Source organism: Mycobacterium sp. SA01 (genome assembly GCF_041287105.1).
Classification (GTDB): Bacteria; Actinomycetota; Actinomycetes; order Mycobacteriales; family Mycobacteriaceae; genus Mycobacterium.
In genome coordinates this window covers 348,945-371,879 of record NZ_JBGGNO010000014.1, presented here as the reverse complement: position 1 = coordinate 371,879, position 22,935 = coordinate 348,945, and the positions used below count along the sequence as shown (strand labels likewise).

19 protein-coding genes are annotated in these 22,935 nt (G+C 68.0%); 11 read left to right on the top strand and 8 right to left on the bottom strand.

Annotation, left to right across the window (positions count from 1 at the left end):
* Positions 1-208 precede the first annotated feature (208 nt).
* Entirely contained in the window at positions 209-637 is a 429-nt protein-coding gene (locus AB4879_RS06280) for an MmpS family transport accessory protein (protein WP_370506933.1), read from the top strand.
* On the top strand, positions 634-3,534 hold the full coding sequence (locus AB4879_RS06275) for an RND family transporter (RefSeq protein WP_370506888.1): 2,901 nt from the start codon (positions 634-636) through the stop codon (positions 3,532-3,534). The genes AB4879_RS06280 and AB4879_RS06275 overlap by 4 nt, the downstream gene beginning before the upstream one ends.
* A gap of 42 nt (positions 3,535-3,576) precedes the next feature.
* On the opposite strand, the gene AB4879_RS06270 is transcribed toward AB4879_RS06275, so the two are convergent.
* Positions 3,577-3,879 carry a hypothetical protein gene (locus AB4879_RS06270; RefSeq protein ID WP_370506887.1) on the bottom strand — a complete coding sequence of 101 codons (303 nt, stop codon included), beginning with the start codon at positions 3,877-3,879 and terminating at the stop codon, positions 3,577-3,579.
* A 41-nt stretch (positions 3,880-3,920) separates the two neighbouring features.
* On the opposite strand from AB4879_RS06270, the gene AB4879_RS06265 reads away from it, so the two are divergent.
* The 6 genes from AB4879_RS06265 to AB4879_RS06240 all read left to right on the top strand — a co-directional run bounded on the left by AB4879_RS06265 (position 3,921) and on the right by AB4879_RS06240 (position 13,529).
* Positions 3,921-4,847 carry a DUF389 domain-containing protein gene (locus tag AB4879_RS06265; protein WP_370506886.1) on the top strand — a complete coding sequence of 309 codons (927 nt, stop codon included), beginning with the start codon at positions 3,921-3,923 and terminating at the stop codon, positions 4,845-4,847.
* A 98-nt stretch (positions 4,848-4,945) separates the two neighbouring features.
* Entirely contained in the window at positions 4,946-5,383 is a 438-nt protein-coding gene (locus AB4879_RS06260) for a hypothetical protein (RefSeq protein WP_370506885.1), read from the top strand.
* Positions 5,384-5,446: 63 nt separating this feature from the next.
* The gene (locus tag AB4879_RS06255; protein WP_370506884.1) at positions 5,447-8,815 is read left to right on the top strand and encodes a DUF2126 domain-containing protein; all 3,369 of its coding nucleotides are present in this window, start codon (positions 5,447-5,449) and stop codon (positions 8,813-8,815) included.
* A 73-nt stretch (positions 8,816-8,888) separates the two neighbouring features.
* Positions 8,889-11,540, top strand: coding sequence for a circularly permuted type 2 ATP-grasp protein (locus AB4879_RS06250; protein WP_370506883.1), 2,652 nt, complete (start codon positions 8,889-8,891; stop codon positions 11,538-11,540).
* The gene (locus AB4879_RS06245; protein ID WP_102807892.1) at positions 11,537-12,460 is read left to right on the top strand and encodes a transglutaminase family protein; all 924 of its coding nucleotides are present in this window, start codon (positions 11,537-11,539) and stop codon (positions 12,458-12,460) included. Before AB4879_RS06250 ends, AB4879_RS06245 begins: the two co-directional genes overlap by 4 nt.
* A complete protein-coding gene (locus AB4879_RS06240) occupies positions 12,453-13,529 on the top strand; it encodes a putative zinc-binding metallopeptidase (RefSeq protein WP_102807893.1) in 1,077 nt (358 codons plus the stop codon). Before AB4879_RS06245 ends, AB4879_RS06240 begins: the two co-directional genes overlap by 8 nt.
* Here the strand turns inward: AB4879_RS06240 and AB4879_RS06235 are convergent.
* From AB4879_RS06235 to AB4879_RS06225, 3 genes are read right to left on the bottom strand one after another with little or no spacing between them, the layout of a single operon-like run.
* A complete protein-coding gene (locus AB4879_RS06235; RefSeq protein WP_370506882.1) occupies positions 13,501-14,538 on the bottom strand; it encodes an SDR family oxidoreductase in 1,038 nt (345 codons plus the stop codon). The genes AB4879_RS06240 and AB4879_RS06235 overlap by 29 nt on opposite strands.
* Entirely contained in the window at positions 14,531-14,998 is a 468-nt protein-coding gene (locus tag AB4879_RS06230) for a MerR family transcriptional regulator (RefSeq protein ID WP_370506881.1), read from the bottom strand. The genes AB4879_RS06235 and AB4879_RS06230 overlap by 8 nt, the downstream gene beginning before the upstream one ends.
* Before the next feature lie 58 nt (positions 14,999-15,056).
* Positions 15,057-16,289, bottom strand: coding sequence for a serine hydrolase domain-containing protein (locus AB4879_RS06225; RefSeq protein WP_370506880.1), 1,233 nt, complete (start codon positions 16,287-16,289; stop codon positions 15,057-15,059).
* An 88-nt stretch (positions 16,290-16,377) separates the two neighbouring features.
* Between AB4879_RS06225 and AB4879_RS06220 the strand changes: the two genes are divergently transcribed.
* Complete coding sequence (locus AB4879_RS06220) at positions 16,378-17,217, top strand: DUF3097 domain-containing protein (protein ID WP_370506879.1); 840 nt, start codon at positions 16,378-16,380, stop codon at positions 17,215-17,217.
* 153 nt (positions 17,218-17,370) lie between these two features.
* A complete protein-coding gene (locus AB4879_RS06215) occupies positions 17,371-18,582 on the top strand; it encodes an acyl-CoA dehydrogenase family protein (protein ID WP_102807897.1) in 1,212 nt (403 codons plus the stop codon).
* Here AB4879_RS06215 and AB4879_RS06210 read toward each other — a convergent pair.
* The 3 genes from AB4879_RS06210 to AB4879_RS06200 are packed head-to-tail and all read right to left on the bottom strand — an operon-like array spanning position 18,579 to position 20,693.
* On the bottom strand, positions 18,579-19,355 hold the full coding sequence (locus AB4879_RS06210; RefSeq protein WP_370506878.1) for an SDR family NAD(P)-dependent oxidoreductase: 777 nt from the start codon (positions 19,353-19,355) through the stop codon (positions 18,579-18,581). The genes AB4879_RS06215 and AB4879_RS06210 overlap by 4 nt on opposite strands.
* The gene (locus AB4879_RS06205; protein WP_370506877.1) at positions 19,352-19,828 is read right to left on the bottom strand and encodes a nuclear transport factor 2 family protein; all 477 of its coding nucleotides are present in this window, start codon (positions 19,826-19,828) and stop codon (positions 19,352-19,354) included. The genes AB4879_RS06210 and AB4879_RS06205 overlap by 4 nt, the downstream gene beginning before the upstream one ends.
* 10 nt (positions 19,829-19,838) lie before the next feature.
* Positions 19,839-20,693, bottom strand: a complete 855-nt coding sequence (locus AB4879_RS06200; protein ID WP_370506876.1) for an LLM class F420-dependent oxidoreductase — start codon at positions 20,691-20,693, stop codon at positions 19,839-19,841.
* A 105-nt stretch (positions 20,694-20,798) separates the two neighbouring features.
* Here AB4879_RS06200 and AB4879_RS06195 point away from each other — a divergent pair, with 105 nt between their 5' ends.
* Complete coding sequence (locus AB4879_RS06195; protein ID WP_102808016.1) at positions 20,799-21,524, top strand: IclR family transcriptional regulator; 726 nt, start codon at positions 20,799-20,801, stop codon at positions 21,522-21,524.
* On the opposite strand, the gene AB4879_RS06190 is transcribed toward AB4879_RS06195, so the two are convergent.
* Entirely contained in the window at positions 21,521-22,891 is a 1,371-nt protein-coding gene (locus tag AB4879_RS06190; RefSeq protein ID WP_370506875.1) for an HNH endonuclease signature motif containing protein, read from the bottom strand. The genes AB4879_RS06195 and AB4879_RS06190 overlap by 4 nt on opposite strands.
* Positions 22,892-22,935: the final 44 nt, after the last annotated feature.

Sequence of the window (22,935 nt, the reverse complement as noted above, 5' to 3'; positions counted from 1 at the left end):
ACAAGATCCGTTAGTCCTACTATGTAGCGGTGCTAAATGAGGCCGCGGTGAATCGACAGGCTGATCTGCGAGGCCAGAAGGGGGTCCGGTCGTGACGCTGGAAAGCCAGACCTACACCGCCTCGGGCGCGCCAACCGACGACGCTCCGGCCGGCCAGGAGAAGCAACACGCTCAACCCGCAGGTCACGGCACCAAGCGTCGTGGACCGCTGCAGCTCCTGCGCAAGATATGGCTGCCGATCGTGATCGTTCTGGTGATCGCGATCGCCGCGTTCGGCGTCTTCCGCCTGCACGGGGTGTTCGGAAAGACCGAGACGACCCGGCCCGGTAGCGGCCTGGCCAATGACACCAAGCCGTTCAACCCGAAGACCGTGGTGTACGAGATCTACGGCCCGCCCGGTGCCGTCGCCACCATCAACTACCTCGACCTGGACGCCCAGCCGCAGATCGTGCGGGACGTCACCCTGCCGTGGTCGCTGACCTTGACGACCACCGCGCCCGCCGCCTCGGCCAACATCGTCGCCCAGGGCGACAGCGACACCATCGGGTGCCGGATCACCGTCAACGGTGAGCTCAAGGACGAGAAGACCAACACCGGGGTGAACGCGCAGACCTTCTGCCTGGTCAAGTCCGCATGATCCTGCTCAACAAAGACGAAAAGCCCGAGGCGGCGCCCGGTAAGCGGCCCCACATCGCGCAGTGGGTCCGCTGGTTGTCGGTTCCGATCATCCTGGGCTGGCTGGCGCTGACCATCGTCACCAACATCGTGGTGCCGCAGATCGAGGTCGTCGGTCAGATGCAGTCGGTGCCGATGACCGCGATGGATGCGCCGTCGTCGGTAGCGATGAGCACGATCGGCACGACGTTCCAAGAGTTCAAGTCGAACACCTCGGTGATGATCGTGCTGGAAGGCGATCAGCCGCTCGGCGACTCCGCACACCAGTACTACAACGAGATCGTCAAGAAACTCGAAGCGGACAAGGCGCACGTCGAGCACATCCAGGACTTCTGGAGTGACCCGCTGACTGCCGCCGGCTCGCAGAGCGCTGACGGAAAATCTGCCTACGTGCAGGCCTACCTGGTCGGCAACATGGGCGAGGGTATCGCCAACGAGTCGGTCGAGGCCGTCAAGAAAATCGTCGAAAGCGTGCCCGCGCCGCCGGGGATCAAGGCCTACGTGGCCGGGTCGTCGGCGCTGATCAACGACACCCACATCGCCGGTGACCGCAGCCTCAAGATCATCACCGGGCTGACGTTCGGCGTCATCACCGTGATGCTGCTGGTCGTCTACCGCTCGATCGTCACGGTGCTGATCGCCCTGGTGATGGTGTTCCTCGAACTGGGGGCGGCCCGCGGCGTGGTGGCCTTCCTGGGCTATCACCACCTGATCGGGCTGTCGACGTTCGCGGTCAACCTGCTGGTGATGGTCGCGATCGCGGCCGGCACCGACTACGTGATCTTCCTGTTCGGCCGATATCAGGAAGCCCGCAGCAAAGGCGCCGACAAAGAGTCGGCCTATTACGAGATGTATCACGGCACCGGGCACGTGATCGTCGGCTCCGGCATGACGATTGCCGGCGCGTTGTTCTGTCTGCATTTCACCCGCAGCCCGATGTTCCAGTCGATGGGTGTTCCGCTCTTCGTCGGCATGGTGGTGGTGGTTGCCGCCGCGATGACGCTCGGCCCCGCCGTGGTGACCGCGGCCAGCCGTTTCGGCCTGCTGGAGCCCAAAGCGGCGTCCCGTGAACGTTTCTGGCGACGCATCGGCACCGCCGTGGTCCGCTGGCCGGGTCCCATCCTGGTCGCGACGACTTTCGTCTGCCTGATCGGGCTGCTTGCGCTGCCCGGCTACCGAACCGACTACAACGACCGGCACTACCTGCCCGCCGACATCCCGGCCAGCGAGGGGTTCGCGGCCGCCGAGCGACACTTCCCAGAGTCTCGTCTGAGCCCCGAGCTGTTGATGCTGCAGAGCGACCATGACCTGCGCAACTCCGCCGACTTCCTGGTGATCGATCGGGTGGCGAAGGCCATCTTCCACACGCCGGGCATCGGACGGGTGCAGACCATCACCAGGCCGCTGGGTACCCCGATCGAACACAGCTCCATTCCGTTCCTGCTGGGTATGCAGGGCACCACGCAGACTCTGAACCAGTCCTACATGCAGGACCGGATGAAGGACATGCTGAAGATGGGCGACGACATGAACGTCTCCATCAACCAGATGACCAAGATGTACGACCTGCTCGGGCAGCTCAACGCCGTCACCCACAGCATGGTCGGCAAGATGGACCTGACGCTGGCCGACATCCAGACGCTGCGCAACCACATCGCCGACTTCGACGACTTCTTCCGGCCGCTCCGCAATTACTTCTACTGGGAACCGCACTGCTTCGACATCCCGGTGTGCAACTCGATCCGGTCGGTGTTCGACACCCTCGACGGCATCGACACCATGACCGACGACTTCCAGGTCCTGGTACCGGATCTGCACAAGCTGGACCTGTTGACGGCCCAGATGCGCACGCTGATGCCGCCGATGATCGACACGATGCGCTCGATGCGGACCATGCAGCTGACCCTGCAGAGCACACAGTCCGGTCAGCAGGACCAGATCGCGGCCATGCAGGACAACCAGAGCGCGATGGGCAAGGCGTTCGACGAGGCCAAGAACGACGACTCGTTCTACCTCCCGCCGGAGGCGTTCGACAATCCGGACTTCAAGCGCGGCATGAAGATGTTCTTGTCGCCGGATGGAAAAGCGGTGCGGTTCATCATCTCTCACGAGGGTGATCCGATGTCGCCGGAGGGTCTCAGCCATATCGACCCGATCAAGAACGCGGCGTTCGAGGCGATCAAGGGCACGCCGCTGGAGGGCTCCAAGATCTATCTCGCCGGCACGGCGGCCAGCTTCAAGGACATGCAGGACAGCGCCGACTACGACTTGATGATCGCCGGGTTGGCAGCCCTGTGTCTGATCTTCATCATCATGCTGATCATCACCCGGGCCGTGGTGGCCGCCGCGGTGATCGTGGGCACGGTGGCGTTGTCGCTGGGCACGTCATTCGGTCTGTCGGTGTTGATCTGGCAGGACCTGATCGGCCGTCCGCTGCACTGGATGGTGATGGTGATGGCGATCGTCATCCTGCTCGCGGTCGGCTCCGACTACAACCTGCTGCTGGTGGCGCGCCTCAAGGAGGAGATCCCGGCCGGACTCAAGACGGGCATCATCCGCGCGATGGGCGGCAGCGGTTCGGTGGTCACCTCCGCCGGCCTGGTGTTCGCGGTGACGATGGCGGCCATGGCCTTCAGCGAGCTGACGGTCATCGCGCAGGTCGGCACAACCATCGGCATGGGTCTGCTGGTCGACACGCTGGTGATTCGGTCGTTCATGACGCCGTCGATCGCGGCCCTGTTGGGCCGGTGGTTCTGGTGGCCGCAGCGGGTGCGGCCACGTCCGGTGCCGAGCCCGTGGCCCAACCCGGCGACCAGGGCGGCGAACACCGAGCCGATCCCGGCCCAATCCCAGCAGTAGCCAACCGCTTTCGGAGCGGCCCGAGTCAGTGCATGGCCCGGGTCAGTCCATGGCGTTGTGGGCGCCGTCCACGCAGCCGCGCTGGTAGTTGGCGGCGTGGTGGGCGGCTTGGCCCGCGCAGTACGCCGCGATCGACTCCTCGTGCGCCTGGTACCCGCCGGCGTCGACCCATCGCTGCCCGTCGGCGTAGCCGGCCCAGTAGGCGGTGTCCTTGCGGTCCGAGGTCAACATGAAGACCACGCCCAGGATCGCGAACAGCGCGATCACGAGCACGGCCTGCACCCAGCGGTTGCTGAGCCAAGGCCACAGACGGGCGGGTATCCAGCGCGGCTTGGGCCGATCCACACCGAAGATTCTTGCACCCCTGGGGAAGTAGTCTCGCGGTTGTGCTGCATCTGCGGGTGATCGCGCCGGTCGAGCTCCGTGACGACGTATTGGCTGTCCTGCAGCGGCAGGTCGGGGTGACGCACCTGGTGGTGCATCAGGGGGCGGCGCTGGACCCGGTGGGTGATGAGATCTCCGCCGACATCGCACGGGAATGCGCCAACGACGTCATCGACGACCTCAAGGCGCTGGACTTGCACCACCGCGGCGCCATCACCCTCGATCTGGTGGACACGGTGGTGTCCACCGCGGCCTACCGGGCCGAGAAGCAGGCCGACGGCGACCCGGGTGACGCGATCGTCTGGGAGGAGCTGTCGGCCCGCACCCGCGAGGAGTCGACCCTCAACATCACCTTCCTGTTGTTCCTGTGCCTGGCGTGCATGATCGCCGCGGTCGGCGTGGTCACCGACTCTCCCGTGACGGTGGTCGGCGCCATGGTGGTCGGCCCGGAGTTCGGCCCGCTGGCCGCCCTGGCGGTGGCGCTGGTGCGCCGCAGGCTGGACCTGGCGCGCCGGGCGTCACTCGCGCTGCTGATCGGATTCCCCGTCGCCATGGCCGCCACGGCGGCGTTCGTGCTCGGCGGCGAGGCGCTGGGCTGGATCAAGCTGGGCAGCACCCGCCAACTCACCGACGTCGACTTCATCTTTCAGGTCGGCCCGCTGTCGTTCGTCGTCGCGCTGCTGGCCGGTGCGGCAGGGATGCTGTCGCTGGTGTCGGCCAAGTCCGCGGCCTTGGTGGGGGTGTTCATCTCCGTGACCACCGTGCCGGCCGCGGGTTTTGCGGTCGTGGCCGCGTCGGTCGGAGAATGGGACGTCGCCGTCGAATCCGCTGCGCAACTTGCGATCAACCTGGTGGGCATCACCCTGGCCGGAGTGCTGGTGCTGGCCACGCGCCGCCGGCACGAGACGCGCCGCCACGGCACGGGCTGACCGTGGTGGGACCGAAGACCGGCTAGTGTCTAGCGCCTGTGGGGTGGATCATCAACATCGCAAGTCTGAAGGACCACGTATCGGCTCGCGGAATCGCGATGACGGTCTTTGCCGCCGTGGTCGCAGGTCTCGCGATCGCAACGCTGCTCCACGTGCCGACTCCGCCCGACGTGGGCCCCGGCTCGCGCGAGCCGAGTCGTACGAACGGCCCCTGGATCGAGCCTGGGACGGCGCCCGGACCTGCCGTCCAGACGCCGAGTTCTGCTGCGGACGCGCCGCCGCCGGTTCCACCACCGGCTCCGCCGCCGATCCCGGAACCCGTTCCGACGATCACGCCGACGCCGACGTACACACCGACGCCCACGTACACACCCACGTACACGCCGACTCAGACAGCGGCTCCGGCGCAGACCGAGACGGGGGCGGAGACCAGCCCGACGGCGACATCCACCACTCCCAGCGAGCAGCCCGCCTTCCCCATCCGGCCCAGCCGGGCGCCCTCGACCCTGCTTCCCAACGGCGGACGGCGTAGCTGAGAAGGTCGGGCCGCCGCACCGCGCCATGCGTTCTCGAGGGTCTTGTGATGGGATTAGCGGCCTATGGGCATCAAAGTGGCGCTCGAGCACCGCACCACCTACACCTTCGACCGATTGGTGGAGGTGCACCCCCATGTCGTCAGGCTGCGGCCCGCACCGCACTCGCGCACGCCCATCGAGGCCTACTCGCTGGAGGTCGAGCCCGCCGACCATTTCATCAACTGGCAGCAGGACGCCTTCGGTAACTTCCTGGCCCGGCTCGTGTTTCCCACGCGGACACGGAAACTCACCATCAAGGTCGGGCTGATCGCCGACCTCAAGGTCATCAACCCGTTCGACTTCTTCATCGAGGACTACGCGGAAACCTTCCCGTTCGTCTACCCGAAAGCACTCAAAGACGACCTGGAGCCCTACCTGCGCCCGGTCGACGAGGGCGACGAGGGATCGGGGCCCGGTGACCTGGTGGGGTCGTGGGTGCGGGATTTCGTCGTCGCGCCCGGCACCCGGACCATCGACTTCCTGGTGGCGCTCAACCGCGCGGTCAACGGCGACGTCGGATATAGCGTGCGGATGGAGGCCGGGGTGCAGACCCCGGATCACACCCTGCGCACCGGGATCGGATCCTGCCGCGACTCCGCGTGGCTTTTGGTGTCGATCCTTCGGGGATTGGGCTTGGCGGCCCGATTCGTGTCCGGCTATCTGGTGCAGCTGACCTCCGACGTCGAAGCGCTCGACGGTCCGTCCGGGCCGGCCGCCGATTTCACCGACCTGCACGCCTGGACCGAGGTGTACGTTCCCGGCGCAGGCTGGATCGGGCTGGACCCCACCTCCGGTCTGTTCGCCGGGGAAGGCCACATTCCGCTGGCCGCCACACCGCATCCGTCGTCGGCGGCGCCGATCACCGGTACCACCGGCATCGCGGAGGCCACCCTGGAGTTCGCGAACATCGTCACCCGCGTGCATGAGGATCCGCGTGTCACGCTGCCCTACACCGAAGCCGCCTGGGCCGCGATCAACCAACTCGGTGCCCGCATCGACGAGCGACTGGCCAATGCCGATGTCCGGCTGACCGTCGGCGGCGAGCCGACCTTCGTCTCGGTGGACAACCAGGTCGACGAGGAGTGGATCACCGCCGCCGACGGCCCGCACAAACGGGAGCGGGCCTCGGTGCTGGCCGCGCGGCTCAAGGCGGTATGGGCGCCCGGTGGCCTGGTGCAGCGCAGCCAGGGCAAGTGGTATCCGGGAGAACCGTTGCCGCGCTGGCAGATCGGCATCCACTGGCGCCGCGACGGCGAGCCGCTGTGGGCTGACGCCGCACTGCTGGCCGACCCGTGGGGCGCCCACGAAGACGTCGATCCCGAAGCGGCGCAACAGATCCTGTCGGCGATCGCCGGCGACCTGGGACTACCTGCCACCCAGGTGCGCGCGGCGTTCGAGGATCCGCTGACCCGCTTGGCGCACGCAGCTCGGCTGCCCGCCGGCGACCCCGTCGAACCCGGCGACGATCTCGAGACCGACACCGCAGCCGCGCGGGCGGCGCTGCTGGCCCGCCTGGAAGATCCGGTCACCGAACCGGCCGCCTACGTGCTGCCGTTGCACCGTCGCGAGGACGACGCAGGCTGGGCCAGTGCCGACTGGCGGCTGCGGCGGGGCCGGGTGGTGCTGCTCGAGGGGGACTCGCCGGCCGGCCTACGCCTACCGCTGGACTCGATCAGCTGGGCGCCAGCCCGGCCGTCGGCGCCGGCCGACCCGATCGCCAGCGGCGTGCGCGCGTTGCCGGTCGATCCCGGAACCGCCGACGCCGCCGTGGAGGATTCGACCACCGCGCCCACCACCGCGATGGTCGCCGAGATTCGCGACGGCTTGCTCTACATCTTCATCCCGCCCACCGAGGAGCTGGAACACTTCGTCGACCTGATATCCAGGGTGGAGGCGGCCGCCGCGAAGATCGCCTGCGCCGTGGTCGTCGAGGGCTACGGGCCGCCGCCCGACGGGCGACTGCAATCCATGTCGATCACGCCGGATCCCGGTGTCATCGAGGTCAATGTCACGCCCGCCGCCAGCTTCGCCGAGCAGCGTGAACAGTTGCGCACCTTGTACGACGAGGCCCGGCTGGCCCGGCTGTCGACCGAGTCGTTCGACGTCGACGGAACACACGGCGGAACCGGTGGCGGCAACCACATCACGCTGGGCGGCATCACACCCGCCGACTCGCCGCTGCTGCGCAGACCCGACCTGCTGGTGTCGCTGTTGACCTACTGGCAGCGTCACCCGGCGCTGTCGTATCTGTTCGCCGGCCGGTTCATCGGGACCACGTCGCAGGCCCCCCGGGTCGACGAGGGCCGCTCCGAAGCGCTCTACGAACTCGAGATCGCCTTCGCCGAGATCGCCCGGCTGACCGCCGAGGACGCCGCTCCCGATCATGGTCGCTCCGCAAGCGTCGCTCCCGATCATGGTCGCTCCGCAAGCGTCGCTCCGTGGATCGCCGACCGCGCGCTGCGCCACCTGCTCACCGACATCACCGGCAACACCCACCGCGCCGAGTTCTGCATCGACAAGCTCTACAACCCCGACAGTCCCCGCGGCCGGCTGGGCCTGCTGGAGCTGCGCGGTTTCGAGATGCCCCCGCACTTCCAGATGGCGATGGTGCAGTCGCTGCTGGTGCGCGCGCTTGTCGCACGATTCTGGGACCAGCCGCTGCGGGCGCCACTGATCCGGCACGGCCTGAACTTGCACGGTCGATACCTGTTGCCGCACTTCATCATCCACGATATCGCCGATGTCTGCGCCGACCTGCGTGCACACGGCGTCAACTTCGACACCAGCTGGCTTGACCCGTTCACCGAGTTCCGCTTCCCGCGGGTGGGCACCGCGGTGTTCGACCATGTCGAGATCGAGCTGCGCGGCGCCATCGAACCGTGGAACACCCTCGGCGAGGAATCCACCGGCACCGGCACCGCGCGCTACGTCGACTCATCGGTGGAGCGCATCCAGGTCCGCACCATCGGCGCCGACCGGCAGCGTCACATCCTCACCTGCAACGGCTACCCGATCCCGATGCTGGCCACCGACAACCCCGACGTCCTGGTCGGCGGCGTCCGCTACCGGGCCTGGCAGCCGCCGAGCGCGCTGCACCCGACCATCACCGTCGACGGCCCGCTGCGGTTCGAACTGGTCGACACGGCCACCGGGACGTCCCGCGGGGGCTGCACCTATCACGTCTCGCACCCCGGCGGCCGGGCATACGACACCCCGCCGGTCAACGCCGTGGAGGCCGAATCGCGCCGCGGACGGCGCTTCGAGGCTACCGGGTTCACCCCGGGCAAGGTCGACGTCGGCGATATCCGGGAGAAACTGGCCCGGCAATCCACGGATGTCGGCGCGCCGGGAATCCTCGACCTGCGACGGGCCCGCACAGTGCTGCAGAACTGATGGGGACCACCGACCCGAATATGCTCGGGGCGGGCCACGCGTGCGCAGGTGTCTGGAATCAGGAGGTGGGCCGTTGTCGCTGTCCGCTGCCGGTTCTGGATTGAGCCGCTCGAGCCATGATCCGGACCGTCTGCTCGCCGGATACCGCGCCGCACGCGCCCAGGACGCCCTGTTCGACGTGCACGACGGTGGGGCGGGTGCCTTCGGCGACACCGGGTACGACGAGTTCGTCGACGCCACCGGGACCATCCGCCCGTCGTGGCAGGAACTCGGTGATCTCATCGGCGAGCGCGGCCGGGCCGGGCTGGAGCGGCTGCGCGGTGTGGTGCGCGGGCTGGTCGACAACGACGGCATCACCTACATCGAGGTCGACGACTCGGGAGCCGCCCCGGGCGAGGGCATCGCGACGCCGGGCACCTGGCATCTCGACGCGATACCACTGGTGGTGTCCGCCGCCGATTGGGAAACGCTGGAAGCCGGTGTGCTGCAACGGTCCAGGCTGCTCGACGCCGTCCTGACCGATCTCTACGGCGAGCGGCGGGCGATCACCACCGGGATCCTGCCGCCGCAGTTGCTGTTCGGGCATCCCGGCTACATCCGGGCGGCCCGCGGCATCGAGAATCCCGGGCGCCATCAACTGTTCATGCTCGGCTGCGACGTCAGCCGGGCCGCCGACGGCCGGTTCGTGGTCAACGCCGACTGGGCGCAGGCACCGTCGGGGGCCGGCTACGCACTGGCCGATCGCCGGGTGGTCGCCCACGCCGTTCCCGACGTCTACGAGCGCATCGGTCCGCGCCCGGCCTCGCCGTTCGCCCAGGCGCTGCGGCTGGCGCTCATCGAGGCCGCACCCGAGGCCGCCGAGGATCCGGTGGTGGTGGTCCTCAGTCCCGGCATCCACTCCGAGACCGCCTTCGACCAGGCCTACCTGGCGTCGGTGCTCGGCTTTCCGCTCGTGGAGAGTGCGGACCTGGTGGTCCGCGACGGCAAGCTGTTGATGCGGTCGCTGGGCACCCTCAAGCGGGTGGACGTGGTGCTGCGCCGGGTCGACGCCGACTACGCCGACCCGCTGGATCTGCGACCCGATTCCCGGCTCGGCGTGGTCGGCCTGGTCGAGGTGCAGCGGCGGGGTGCCGTCACGGTGGTGAACACTCTTGGCGCCGGCATTCTGGAAAGCCCTGGGCTACAGCGTTTTCTGCCGCAGCTGGCGGAGCGGTTGCTGGGGGAGAAGCCGTTGCTCGACACCCCGCAGCTGTACTGGGGCGGATTCGACCGGGAGCGTTCACATCTGGTGGCGCGGCTGAATACTCTGCTGATCAAGTCGACGGTCGGCGGCGAGACGATCGTGGGGCCGGCACTGTCGGCGGATCAGCGTTGCGAACTGACCGCCCGCATCGAGGCACAGCCCTGGCAGTGGGTGGGCCAGGAGCTGCCGCAGTTCTCTTCCGCGCCCACCGACCGCTACCCGGGTGGGTTGTCGGCGGCCAGCGTCGGCATGCGTTTGTTCACGGTGTCCCAGCGCGGCGGATATGCGCCGATGATCGGCGGCCTCGGCTACGTGCTGGCACCCGGCAACTCCGCCTATGCACTGAAAACCATTGCTGCCAAGGATGTCTGGATCCGGCCACCGACGCGCGCCAAGGCCGACACGCTGACCGTGCCGCCGGTGGAACTGCCCAGCGGCACCCGCTCGATCAGCTCGCCGCGCGTGCTGTCGGACCTGTTCTGGATGGGCCGTTACGGCGAGCGCGCCGAGAACCTGGCCCGGCTGCTCATCGTCACCCGCGAGCGGTATCACGAGTATCGCTACCGCCAGGACATGGACGGCAGCGAATGTGTGCCGGTCCTGTTGCACGCCCTCGGCGTGATCACCGGTACAGAGACCGACGCCGCAGGTACCTACGCCGAGGCGGTGTCCGCTGCTCAGCGCACGCTGTGGTCGTTGACCGTCGACCGGCAGCGCCCCGGATCGCTGGCCCACTCCGTGGAACGGCTCGGGCTGGCGGCCCGATCGGTGCGCGACCAGATGTCCAACGACACCTGGATGGTGCTCGGCGCGGTCGAGCGGGCGCTGGCCGAGCAGGCCGGCTCGCCGCGCGGGGCGCGGATCGACGACACGCAGCTCGCGCTCGCCCAACAGCAGACCCTCGCCGGAATGCTGGCACTGTCGGGAGTGGCGGCCGAGTCGATGGTGCGCGACGCGGGATGGACCTTGATGGATATCGGCAAGCGCATCGAACGCGGGCTCGCCCTGTCGGCGTTGCTGCGTGCGACGCTGACCACCGTGCGCAGCCCGGACGCCGAACAGACCATCACCGAATCGGCATTGGTGGTGTGTGAATCGTCGGTGATCTACCGCAGGCGCAACCTGGGCAGGGTCAGCGTGGCCGCCGTCGCGGACCTGGTGTTGTTCGATCCGGAGAATCCCAGATCCCTTGTCTACCAACTGGAACGGTTGCGGTCGAACCTGCGGTTGCTGCCCGGCTCGTCGGGGTCGTCGCGGCCCGAGCGGCTGGTCGACGAGATCAGCACGCGGCTGCGCAGGCTGGACCCCGCCGAACTCGAGCACGTCGACGACGACGGCCGCCGAAGTGAGCTCGACGGGCTGCTGGGTGGAATGCACACCGCGCTGCGCGATCTGTCCGACGTCATCACCCGGACCCAGTTGTCGCTGCCCGGTGGGATGCAGCCGCTATGGGGCCCCGATCAACTGCGAGTCATGCCATGACGACAGCCGAGAGCGCACCGCGCACCTACCGGATCACGCATCGCACCGCGTACGGCTATTCCGATGTGGTGACCAGTTCCTACGGCCGCGGCCATCTCACCCCCCGCGACACCACCGGACAGCGGTGTCTGGCCTACGAACTCGACATCGATCCGATACCCGCCGACCGATCCACCAGCCTCGACGTCTACGGCAACATCAGCTCCTACTTCCACGTCACCGAACATCACCGGGCGCTGACGGTGACCAGTCGCTCCGTCGTCGAGGTCGACCCGCCCCCGGCCGAGCGCTATCACACCGGCTGGGCGCAATCGCCGTGGGAAGCCGTCCGGCCGGTCGGCCACAACGGGGCGCTGGCGTCCGAGTTCAGCCTGGACCTGCGCCCGCCGGAGATCACCGACGAAGTACGGGAGTACGCCGCGCCGAGTTTCGAGCCGGGTCGTCCGTTGGTCGAGGTGCTGCGAGATCTCAACTCACGAATATTCTCTGATTTCACCTACAAGTCCGGATCCACGACGGTGTCCACCCAGGTGAGTCAGGTTTTGCTGGCGCGAGAAGGGGTATGCCAGGACTTCGCCCGGCTGGCCATCGCCTGCCTGCGCGCCAACGGATTGGCGGCGAGTTACGTGTCGGGCTACCTTGCCACCGACCCGCCGCCCGGAAAGGAACGGATGTACGGCGTGGACGCCACCCATGCCTGGGCCGCGGTGTGGACACCGCAGAACGATTGGCTCGGGCTCGATCCCACCAACGATCAGCTGGTCGATGAGCGCTACATCACCGTGGGCTGGGGGCGGGACTATGCCGACATCCCGCCGCTGCGCGGAATCATCTACACCGACTCCGAACACAGTGTGATCGACGTCTCGGTGGACGTCGCGCCCTGCCCACCGTTTCAGGGGGATCTCCTTCATGCGTGACTTCATCTGCCCCAACTGCGGGCAGCATCTGGCGTTCGAGAACTCGGTCTGCCTGTCCTGCGGGAGCTCGGTCGGATTCTCGTTGGACGACATGGCGTTTCTGGTGATCGCCTCCGGTGAGGAAAGCGAGCACGGTGGCGCGGTCGACGCTGCCGAATTCCAGTTGTGCGCGAATCTGCATCTGGCCGAATGCAATTGGCTGGTTCATGTGGAACCGGTCCGGCGGTTGTGCGCGTCCTGCCGGCTCACCAGGACCCGGCCCAACGACAACGACGCCCCAGCGCTGGCCGCCTTCGCACTCGCCGAACGGGCCAAGCGCCGCCTCATCGCCGAGCTGCACGAACTCAAGCTGCCGATCGTCGGCCGCGACGAGGACCCGGAGTTCGGGCTGGCCTTCGACCTGTTGTCCAGCGCCAACGAGAAAGTGTTCACCGGCCACGACAACGGCCTGATCACACTGGATCTCGCCGAGGGTGACGATGTGCACCGCGAGCAGCTGCGCACCTCGATGGACGAGCCGTACCGCACGCTGCTCGGACACTTCCGGCATGAGGTCGGCCACTACTACTTCTATCGACTGGTCGGCACCTCCCCGGCGTACCTGGAGCGCTTCAACGAACTGTTCGGCGACCCGGACGCCGACTACCAGGACGCGCTGGACCGGCACTACAGCGAAGGCGCGCCCCCCGGATGGGAGGAGAACTACGTCTCCTCCTACGCCACCATGCATGCGGCCGAGGACTGGGCCGAGACGTTCGCGCACTACCTGCACATCCGCGACACCCTCGACACCGCCGCCGCGTTCGGTATCGCCCCGGCGAATGCCACCTATGAGCGACGAGTGTTGGGGCCCAGCGGATTCGACAACATCCTCGAGATGTGGCTGCCGTTGGCGTGGTCGCTGAACATGGTGAACCGGTCGATGGGCAAAGACGACCTGTATCCGTTCGTCCTCCCGGTGCCCGTGCTGGAGAAGATGCGGTTCATCCACACCGTCATCGACGACGTGACGTCGTCGCCGACCAAACTGGACGCGGCCGTCAGCGGTCAGCAACAGCAACAGAACTGAGCGCCAGCAGGCCTTCCGCGGTCGCCGTTACGGTGTCGGCGGCCGAGCGTGGGTTCCAGCCCAGCTGCGTGATGGCCTTGGTGTTGTTCACCGACTTGGGTGTGCCGAGCAGACCGGCCAATTCGCGTAGCGGTGGGAGGAACCGCGCGCCGACCCGCGCGGCCCAGTCCGGGATCTGCCGGCGCGGCACGTGTACGGCGCCGGCTCCGAGGCGGTCACGCAGCACCGCCGCGATCTCGGGCAGCGTCACCGGTTGCCCCGCCGCGGCCAGGTAACGCTGACCTGCGGCCTGCGGACTGGTCATCGCGCGGACCAACAGGTCGGCGACATCACGCACGTCGACCACCGCGAACGATGCGCGGGGCAGCAGTGGTGGTTGCCCGCGCAGCAAGGCGTCGATGATCTGCACGGAGGTCGACAGGTTCTGGTCCAGTGGCGGCCCGAACACCCCGACCGGGTTGACCACGGCGAGTTCAGGGCTACCTGGGCGTTGCGCGAAGTCCCATGCTGCGCGCTCGGCGAGCGTCTTGGACTTCACGTACGGACTGACTGCGTCGTCGGGGTTGGTCCAGTCGGTTTCGTCGTACGGCGTCCCCGCCGGTTTGGGGCTGTAGCCGATCGCCGCGAACGATGAGGTGATCACCACGCGGCGCACTCCTTCGGCGGCGGCGGCGCGCAAGACCCGCAGGGTGCCTTCGCGCGCCGGGACGATGATCTCGTCCTCGTCGGCCGGCTGGCGGGGCGGGAACGGTGAGGCCACGTGCTGGACGAACCGGCAGCCGCGCACCGCCGCTGCCCAGCCGTCGTCGGAGTTCAGGTCGGCCACCACGACGTCCAGCCGGTCGAGGTCGGCGCCGGCGGCGGCCAGGGTGTCGCGAAGTTGCTTGTCGCGGTTGCGGTTTCGGACGGTTGCCCGAACCAGGTGGCCGTCGGCGAGCAGTCGCACGATCAGATGGCCCGCGATGAATCCGGAGCCACCGGTCACCAGTACCCGAGCGGGTTCAGACATGAGTCTTCTCCTCGGATATCAGTTGTGCTCCCAGCGCGATGATGTCGGGCACAACCGCTTCTTCAGCGGCGGTGTCACCCCGTTCCCGCGCCGCCCACAGCTGGGCTTTGGCGGCCGCGTACTTCTGGCGCACCTGCAGCCGAGCGATGTCGTCGGCCAGTCGTCTGGCGTGGTCGCTGAAAAGCTGCCGCTGGTCGGCAGCGGCCTCGGTGCCGCGGCGGATGTTGTCGACATAGGCGCGCATGTTTTGCACGCTCATGCCGGTGCTACGCAGGCAGCTCAGTGATTCGATCGCGTCCACCAGTGCGGGCGGATAGCGGCGGTGACCGCTGCTGTCGTCGCGCGGTACCGGGGCGATCAGCCCGATCCGCTCGTAGTACCGCAGCGCGGACTCGGTCAGACCGCTCTGACGGGACACCTCCTGGATGGTCAGGTCCCTGGTCAACGGTGTGGTTGGCATAGAGCCACTATGGCGAACTTGAAGCGCTTCAAGTCAAGTGTGCGGCTGCTCACGTCTGCTAGGACTGGGGGCGTACGCCGAGAACATCGCGGAACACCGCCTGCCGCAACGCCAGTTCGCGTGGATCGCTGGCCAGGTGGAAGCCCAGGCGATTCATGACGTAGCCGAAGCCGACGCCGGTGTCGGGATCGGCGAAACCGAACGATCCGCCGAAACCCGGTGTGCCGAACGCCTTGTCGGAGGACCCGAACTGCACCATCGGCACCGGCTTGCAGAACCCCAGCGAGTACAGGATTTTGACGTTCATCACCCGGTCGCGGATCCCGCCACTGGGCGTCGAGGCAGGCCCGGTGAGGTCGTCCAGAACTGCGCCGGTCAGGCCGAGGTCGGCACCGCCGGCGGCGGCCGCGCCGTACAGCCGGGCCACCGCGCGGGCCGTCCCGATCCCGTTGCTCGACGGCATCTCCACCGCGCGCACCTCGTCGCGGTTGTAGTCGCCGTCCCACGGTTTGACGTCGCTGGGCACGCCGGTGGCGCGGGCGGCGAGTCCCACCGGGTTCAGCGCTGCCAGCGCGAAACCGGCCGGCATCACATTGAGGTGCAGCAGCGACTCGGCCCGTTTCCACTGATGCAGGTGCGCGACCCGGCCGCGGTCGACGTCGGCAGGAAGGCCGATGTGCAGATCCAGCCCCAACGGCGCGGCGATCTCGTCGGCCAGGAAGCGGCCCACCGTGCGGCCCGCCGGGTCGGTCCGGCGAATCAACTCGGATTGATACCAGCCCAACGTGATCGCGTGATAGCCGTGCCGGGTGCCCGGCCGCCACGCCGGCGCCTGACGGGCCAGCATGGGCGCCAGCCGCTCCGGGTCGGCGATATCGGCCAGGCTGGGCGCCGGGGTGAGTGCGCACAACCCGGCCTGATGAGCCAGCAGCTGGCGCACCGTCACCTCGCCCTTGCCGGCCTGAGCGAACTCCGGCCAGTAGTCCGCGACCTTGGCGTCGTAGGACAGCAGCCCCTTCGAGACCGCCACAGCGACGGCCATCGCGGTGACACCTTTGGTCGTGGAGAACATGTTGACCATCGTGTCGCGCTGCCACGGCGCCTTGGCTGTTCCGTCGCGGTAGCCACCCCACAGATCGACGACCTTGACACCGTCGCGATACACCGCCACGGCGGCGCCGATCTCCTTGCCGGACGCCAGATTCGCGCGAAACGCGTCGGCGACCTTGCCGTACCCCTCGTCGACGTCGCCGCCCATCATGTCCGGGGACACGGCAACTTTGAGCACCATCGGCGACTCCTTTTTTGTTGCCGAGAGGATATGCCGACGCGCCGCGCGGCAGGGCCGCATTCGCCGCGGCGGCCCCTACGATCGCCGGGTGGCTGATCGCTATGGCGCCGATGTACTCGCCAACAACCCGCACACCTCGAACCGAACCCGCTCGACCGAGCAGGCCGTCGAGCTCGGAATGGTCGTCGAGGACCCGCAGTCAGGGTTCGTCGGCGCGGTGGTCGGCGTCGAGGGGCCGCGGGTGGAACTCGAGGACCGCAACGGCAAGCGGCGGGTGTTTCCGCTCGGACCGGGCTTCTTGTTCGAGGGCAGGCCGGTGATCCTGACCGGACTGCGTCGGCAGGCACCGGCGGCGGCGCAACGCACGAAATCCGGCTCGGTGAAGGTGGCCGACACCCGTGCCAAGGTCGCGCTGGCGAGCCGAATCTACGTCGAAGGCCGACACGACGCCGAGCTCGTCGAGCAGGTGTGGGGTGAGGACCTGCGGGTCGAGGGCGTCGTCGTCGAATATCTCGGCGGCGTCGACGATCTCGCCGGCATCGTGGCCGACTTCCGGCCAGGTCCGGGTCGCCGCCTCGGTGTCCTGGTGGATCACCTGGTGACCGGGTCCAAGGAGGCTCGCATCGCCGACGCCGTCCGGCGCGGTCCCGGCGGGGACCACACGCTGGTGGTCGGCCATCCGTATGTGGACATCTGGCAGGCCGTCAAGCCTGAACGCGTGGGGTTGAGGGCGTGGCCGTCGATCCCACGCGACGTCGAATGGAAGCACGGGATCTGCGCCGCGCTGCGCTGGCCGCACCAGGATCAGGCCGACATCGCCCGGGCGTGGCAGCGGATCCGGTCGTCGGTGCGGGATTGGACCGATCTGGAGCCCGAGCTGATCGGCCGGGTCGAGGAGCTCATCGACTTCGTGACCCAACCGGCCTGATCTCGCCCGAACATGTGACGAATGTCGCAGGTCCGATCGGTTCGCGCTCGGTGTACAGTCGTTCACTGTACGAGATTTACCGCCGACTGCAGTCTGGTCGTCGTCACTTGGTGCGGCCGACGCGGTACGACTTGATCCGGAGCCTGCACAGCCATGACTTTCTCCCTTGAACTGCCAGAAGAAGTCGTCACCGTCCGCGACTGGGTGCACCAGTTCGCCGCCGAGGTGGTACGACCCGCGGCCGCCGAGTGGGACGAGCGCGAAGAAACCCCCTGGCCGCTGATCCAGGAGGCCGCCAAGGTCGGCCTCTACACCCCGGAGCTTTTCGCCGAGATGTCCGTCGAACCGTCCGGCCTCGGAATGCTCACCGTGTTCGAGGAACTGTTCTGGGGCGACGCCGGCATCGCGCTGTCGATTCTCGGCACCGGACTGGCCGCTGCGGCGCTGGCCGCCAACGGCACCCCTGAGCAGCTGGGCCACTGGCTGCCCGAGATGTTCGGCACCCCCGGCGACCCGCACCTGGCGGCGTTCTGTTCCTCGGAGCCGGGCGCCGGTTCCGACGTCGGCGCCGTGCGGACCCGCGCCCGCTACGAGCAGGCCACCGACGAGTGGGTGCTGGACGGCACCAAGACCTGGGCCACCAACGGCGGTATCGCCAACGTCCACATCGTGGTCGCGTCGGTGCATCCCGAGCTCGGGACCCGCGGTCAGGCCACGTTCATCATCCCGCCGAACACCCCCGGCTTCTCACAGGGGCAGAAGTTCAAGAAGCACGGTATCCGCGCCTCGCACACCGCCGAGGTGGTGCTCGAGAACGTCCGCCTGCCAGGCAATCTGATCCTGGGCGGGATGGAGAAGTTCGAACAGCGGGTCGCCCGCGCGCGGGAAGGCAAGCGCACCTCCGGGCAGGCGGCGATGGCCACGTTCGAGCGCACCAGGCCCGCGGTCGGCGCGATGGCGCTGGGCGTGGCCCGGGCCGCCTACGAGTACGCGCTCGAATACGCCTGCCAGCGTGAGCAATTCGGCCGCCCGATCGGCGACTTCCAGGGCACCGGCTTCAAGCTGGCGGACATGAAGAGCCGCATCGACGCCTCCCGGCTGCTGATCTGGCGGGCCGGCTGGATGATGCGCAACAACAAGCCGTTCGCGTCGGCGGAGGGGTCGATGGCCAAGCTGTTCGCCAGCGAGACCGCGGTGTACGTCACCGACGAGGCGATCCAGATCCTCGGCGGAAACGGCTACACCCGCGACTACCCGGTGGAGCGGATGCACCGCGACGCCAAGATCTTCACGATCTTCGAGGGCACCAGCGAGATTCAGCGACTGGTGATCGCGCGGGCGCTGACCGGTCTGCCGCTGCGCTAGTCGCCCAGGTCCGGCGCCCAGGCCACACCGTTGATGTGGCTGCCGCCGTCGGCGAACAGGGTGTTCCCGGTCAGGTAGCGCGAGCCCTCGCTCGCCAGAAACACTGCGACCGGCGCGATGTCGTCGTACGGGTCGCCCATCCGGCCCATCGGGTTCGCGGCGTCGGCGATCGCCGCGATCTCGGGATGCTGGGCGGCCACCGCCAGGAATGCCTGGCTTTTGGCCGCCGGGCAGATGGCGTTGACCGTCACCCCGGTCGGCGCCCATTCCCGCGCGGCGGTGCGGGTGAGGGTGCGCAGCGCCTCTTTGGCGGCGTTGTATTCCAGTGAGCCGACGTGGGCGTTGACCCCGTTGAGGCTGCACATGTTGATCACCCGGCCCCAGCCGCGCTCTTTCATGTGGCCGAACGCTTTTCGCATCGCCCAGAACGGGCCGTAGTAGCCGACGGCCAGACCGTGGGCCAGCTCGTCGTCGGTCTTGTTCTCCACCCGGCCGATACCGCCGCCGCCCCAGGCGTTGTTCACCAGGACATCGATCGACCCGTATTCGGACACCGCCGCGGCGACGGCGTTCTCCACCTGGTCGCGCTGCGACACGTCCGTCGCGACGAAGAGTCCACCGATCTCGTCGGCGACCGACGTGCCTGCCGTGGAATCGAATTCGGCCACGACAACGCGGGCGCCCTCGTCGGCGAATCTGCGCGCGATGCCCGCACCGATTCCCGCGCCTGCGCCGGTGACGAGTGCGACCCTGCCCTCCAGTGCGCCGCTCATCGGGCGAGTCCTTCCGCGATCAGGGCCATGGCCTGACCGCTGCCGTCGAGCTGGCGGGCCGTGCGACTGACGATCTCCCAGCCGTGGTCGGCGCGCTGCAGGCGGATGAGGTGCACGCCGGCCCGGGCGACGGCGAAGCCGCGGGTTTCGCGGCGCACCAGCAACATCGACTGGCAGATCGCTACCGCCTCGTCGCCGTCGACGGTGACCGCGGGCGGGCCGAAGAAATGGCAGCAGCCGCGGGCGATCAAGCCGCGGTGCTCCTGCGAGCGCACCATGGCGGCGACGTCGTCGCGGCTGGACATCTGCCAGTCGCCGGTGTCGTAGTCGCCGTCGACCGCCCACAGTGCGGCGACCGCGTCGGGGTCACCCGAGTCGACGAGCGGTCCGTAGGAGGCGATCAGACGGGCGATATCGCGTTCGTCTTCAAGGGTTTTCACGCGTCGTGCGAGGCTCTCCACGGTGTCACTCACAGGCTTCCTCCTACAGTTCGTCGGCCAGATCCCGGAGCGCGGCGAGCTGGTCGCAATAGTGCTCGGGGGAGTCGGCCCTCACCGAACAGGTGATCGCGGTGGCGCCGACGTCGCGTAACGCGATGAGGCGCTTGACCGTTCGGCCGGCATCGGCGATCGGGTCAACGGCACGGCCGGTCGACAGCACCACCTCGAAGCTTGGCGGCACGTCCGCCTTGGCCAGCATCGCTTCGATCTCGGTGGTGTTGAGGCCGAACGGCATCCACCCGTCGGCGAGGCGGACCGCGCGGCGCAACGATCGCAGGGTGCGCCCGCCGACCAGAATCGGCACCCGCTCCTGCACGGCGCAGGGCTCGACGGCGAACCCGTCGAACTCGTAGTGGCTGCCCCGGTAGGACGGCCGGGTGGTCGACAGCGATGCGCGCAGAGCGCGGATGGCGTCGTCGGCGCGTTCACCGCGGCCGTCGAAGGGTGCTCCGAGCAGGTCGAATTCCTCGGCCAGCGACCCGACGCCAACACCGAGCACCAGCCGGCCGCCGCTGAGCCGGTCCAGCGTGCCGAACCGCTTGGCAATGTCCAGCGGGTGGTGATAGCCCAGCACCACCACCGATGTCGTCAGCGAGATCCGGGCGGTGTGGGCGGACAGGAAGCCGAACGTCGAGAGCGGATCCCAGTAGGTCACGCCGCGCTGCGCGCCGTCGCCGACCGGGACGGCGACGTGTTCGGCGCAAGTGAGGTGGTCGAAGCCGAGCTCGTCAGCGGTGCGGGCGATACGGGCCAGGTCGTCGACGCCTGCGGTGGTCTCCCACGCGGAGGACACCCCGGGCAGCTGCATCACCATCGGCGTCGACAGTCCGATCCGCACAGTGCTGTTCTAACCGGCGCCACACCGGTCGAATGCTTGCGTCCCGGTGATCGAGACCGCTACGGTGCGGTAGAACGAATTCTCCCCAACCGGACAGGAGTGCTGATGACCGCGGCTCTCACCGATACCGCGCCGGCCTCGATGCTCGACCGGTTCACGGCCATCATCGACGCGTTCGACGACACGTCAGCAGGTCTCACGCTGGACCAGATCGCCGCACGGGCGCATCTGCCGCGCTCGACCACGCACCGCATCCTCGACCAGCTGGTGCGGTTGCAGTGGCTGACGCATTCGGGTCGCGGGTACCGGCTCGGAGCGCGGACCTCGGCGTGGGGCGCCGGTGACAGTGCTGATGTCCGGCTGCGGTCGGTCGCGGCGCCGGTCCTGCACGAGCTTCAGGTGCGCACCGGTGCAGTGGTGCATCTCGGTCTGCTCGACCGCGGCGAGGTCGTTCACCTGGACAAGCTGGGCGGGCCGTCGGCGCGCCAGGTGCCGACGTCGGTCGGCGTGCGAATCCCGGCCCACCGGGTGGCGTTGGGCGTCGCCGCGCTGGCGGGGTTGTCGCCCGAAGACGTGGTGGCCGAGCTGAGTTATGTCCAGGGCTGGGAGCCCGACGCGATCTGGTGGGGCGAACTGCACAAGGTCCGCCGCCGCGTCGTCGTGCGCCACGGTGACTACGCCGGCCCGATGGTGTCGGTGGCCGCCACGGTCGGGGCGCGTGCCGCGATCGGACTGGTCACCTCCGACCGGGTGCTCGCTCAACGCTGTCAGCCGCTGGTCGCCGCGTCGGCGGCACGGATCGCCCGCGCGCTGGCGGGCGCCAACAACTAGGCGGCTCCGCCTTCCTCGAGCGTGCGGGTATCAGACGGCGGGTCGCCGTCGTTGCCGAGCAGCTGCTCGGGGTGGTGATAGTCGTTGGTGCCGCCATGCAGCATGGGCAGTGCGGGTGGGGGAATCCACTCGGTGTCGCCATTGGCGAGCTTTCGAGTTCGCCAGCCTTGGTCGAGTAGCCGGTGGTCGGGTCGGCAGGCAAAAGTGAGCTTGTCGATGTTGGTCAGGCCGCCTGCGGCCCATTCGTCGACGTGGTGCACCTCGGTCAGATAGCCCGGTGCGTCACATCCGGGGCGGGTGCAGCCACGTTCCTTGCTGTGCAGCATGATTCGCTGATCGGCCGAGGCGACGCGTTTGGTGCGGCCCAGCCACAACCCGCGTCCGTCAACTTTGTCGAACAGGGCCAGATAGTGATACGCGTGGGCGCCGAGCCGGATGACCTCCGAGATTGGCAGCAGCGTGCCAGCGGCGGTGACCCCATGTCCGGTCTTGGCCTGAATGTCCTGCAGGGTCGCCGACACGATCACCGTCACGGGTAACCCGTTGTGCTGGCCGAACTTCGGATCACCCAACGACACTCGTAGCAGGGCCTTGAGCGCATCGTGCTGACGTTGGCCAAAACTGCGCGCATCCCGCTCGGCGACTTCGTCGGTCGGGGTGGTGGTCGGGCTCTCGTCGGCCGGATTGCACATCCCCGGTGCGGCGAACTTTGCCATCCAGGCGTCGACCAGCGACCGCAGCTCGGGGTCGGCGATCAATCGGCCCACACTCATGCCGTCGACCTGCTGACCGCCGCACCAGACGAATCCGCGCTTGCGGGCCCGGTCTTCGTCGGAGAATGTCCCGTCAGGATTGAGATGCAAGGCCAACCGGTGGGCCACTTTTTCGAGCTGATCGGGCCGCAACGCCGTCGCCTTGTCGGCCAATGATTTCTCGGCCTTCTCGACCTCGACCGGGGGCACGTGATCGGGCAGGTCGCGGAAAAACTTCTGGATCACCCGGAGGTGTTCGCCGTCGAGCTGCCCCTCGTGCCATGCCTTCGAGGTTTCCGGCAGCAGTGGCGGTAGCGGCTCGCCGGTCAACGCTCGGCGGGGTGCTAATTGTTGGGCATCCCGAATCCGTCGCTTGGCTTCTCGCGGGCTGATCCGCAGCACATCGGCCAGGGTGATCGGCACCGGCGGGCACCCTTCAACCTGCTCTAGCCGAGAAATCACTGCGTGAGATAGCGCGACCTGGTGGCGTAGTGCGGACTCGCAGTCCTCGAGCACCACGAACCGGTCAGCGGGGGAGAGTTCATCAAGATCGACGGTGGACAAGCACTCCAGGTATCGATCGCGCGCCTCCCGCATGACGTCGATCCCACTCATACTTCGAACATTAGTGCGACCCACCGACAAAAGGTGGTCCCGAA

Excerpts from the sequence above, each read along its gene's own strand:
- AB4879_RS06275 (WP_370506888.1), top strand. The coding sequence starts at position 634 with ATGATCCTGCTCAACAAAGACGAAAAGCCCGAGGCGGCGCCCGGTAAG.
- AB4879_RS06260 (WP_370506885.1), top strand. The coding sequence starts at position 4,946 with ATGACGGTCTTTGCCGCCGTGGTCGCAGGTCTCGCGATCGCAACGCTG.
- AB4879_RS06255 (WP_370506884.1), top strand. The coding sequence starts at position 5,447 with ATGGGCATCAAAGTGGCGCTCGAGCACCGCACCACCTACACCTTCGAC.
- AB4879_RS06245 (WP_102807892.1), top strand. The coding sequence starts at position 11,537 with ATGACGACAGCCGAGAGCGCACCGCGCACCTACCGGATCACGCATCGC.
- AB4879_RS06240 (WP_102807893.1), top strand. The coding sequence starts at position 12,453 with ATGCGTGACTTCATCTGCCCCAACTGCGGGCAGCATCTGGCGTTCGAG.
- AB4879_RS06235 (WP_370506882.1), bottom strand. The coding sequence starts at position 14,538 with ATGTCTGAACCCGCTCGGGTACTGGTGACCGGTGGCTCCGGATTCATC.
- AB4879_RS06230 (WP_370506881.1), bottom strand. The coding sequence starts at position 14,998 with ATGCCAACCACACCGTTGACCAGGGACCTGACCATCCAGGAGGTGTCC.
- AB4879_RS06225 (WP_370506880.1), bottom strand. The coding sequence starts at position 16,289 with ATGGTGCTCAAAGTTGCCGTGTCCCCGGACATGATGGGCGGCGACGTC.
- AB4879_RS06215 (WP_102807897.1), top strand. The coding sequence starts at position 17,371 with ATGACTTTCTCCCTTGAACTGCCAGAAGAAGTCGTCACCGTCCGCGAC.
- AB4879_RS06210 (WP_370506878.1), bottom strand. The coding sequence starts at position 19,355 with ATGAGCGGCGCACTGGAGGGCAGGGTCGCACTCGTCACCGGCGCAGGC.
- AB4879_RS06195 (WP_102808016.1), top strand. The coding sequence starts at position 20,799 with ATGACCGCGGCTCTCACCGATACCGCGCCGGCCTCGATGCTCGACCGG.
- AB4879_RS06190 (WP_370506875.1), bottom strand. The coding sequence starts at position 22,891 with ATGAGTGGGATCGACGTCATGCGGGAGGCGCGCGATCGATACCTGGAG.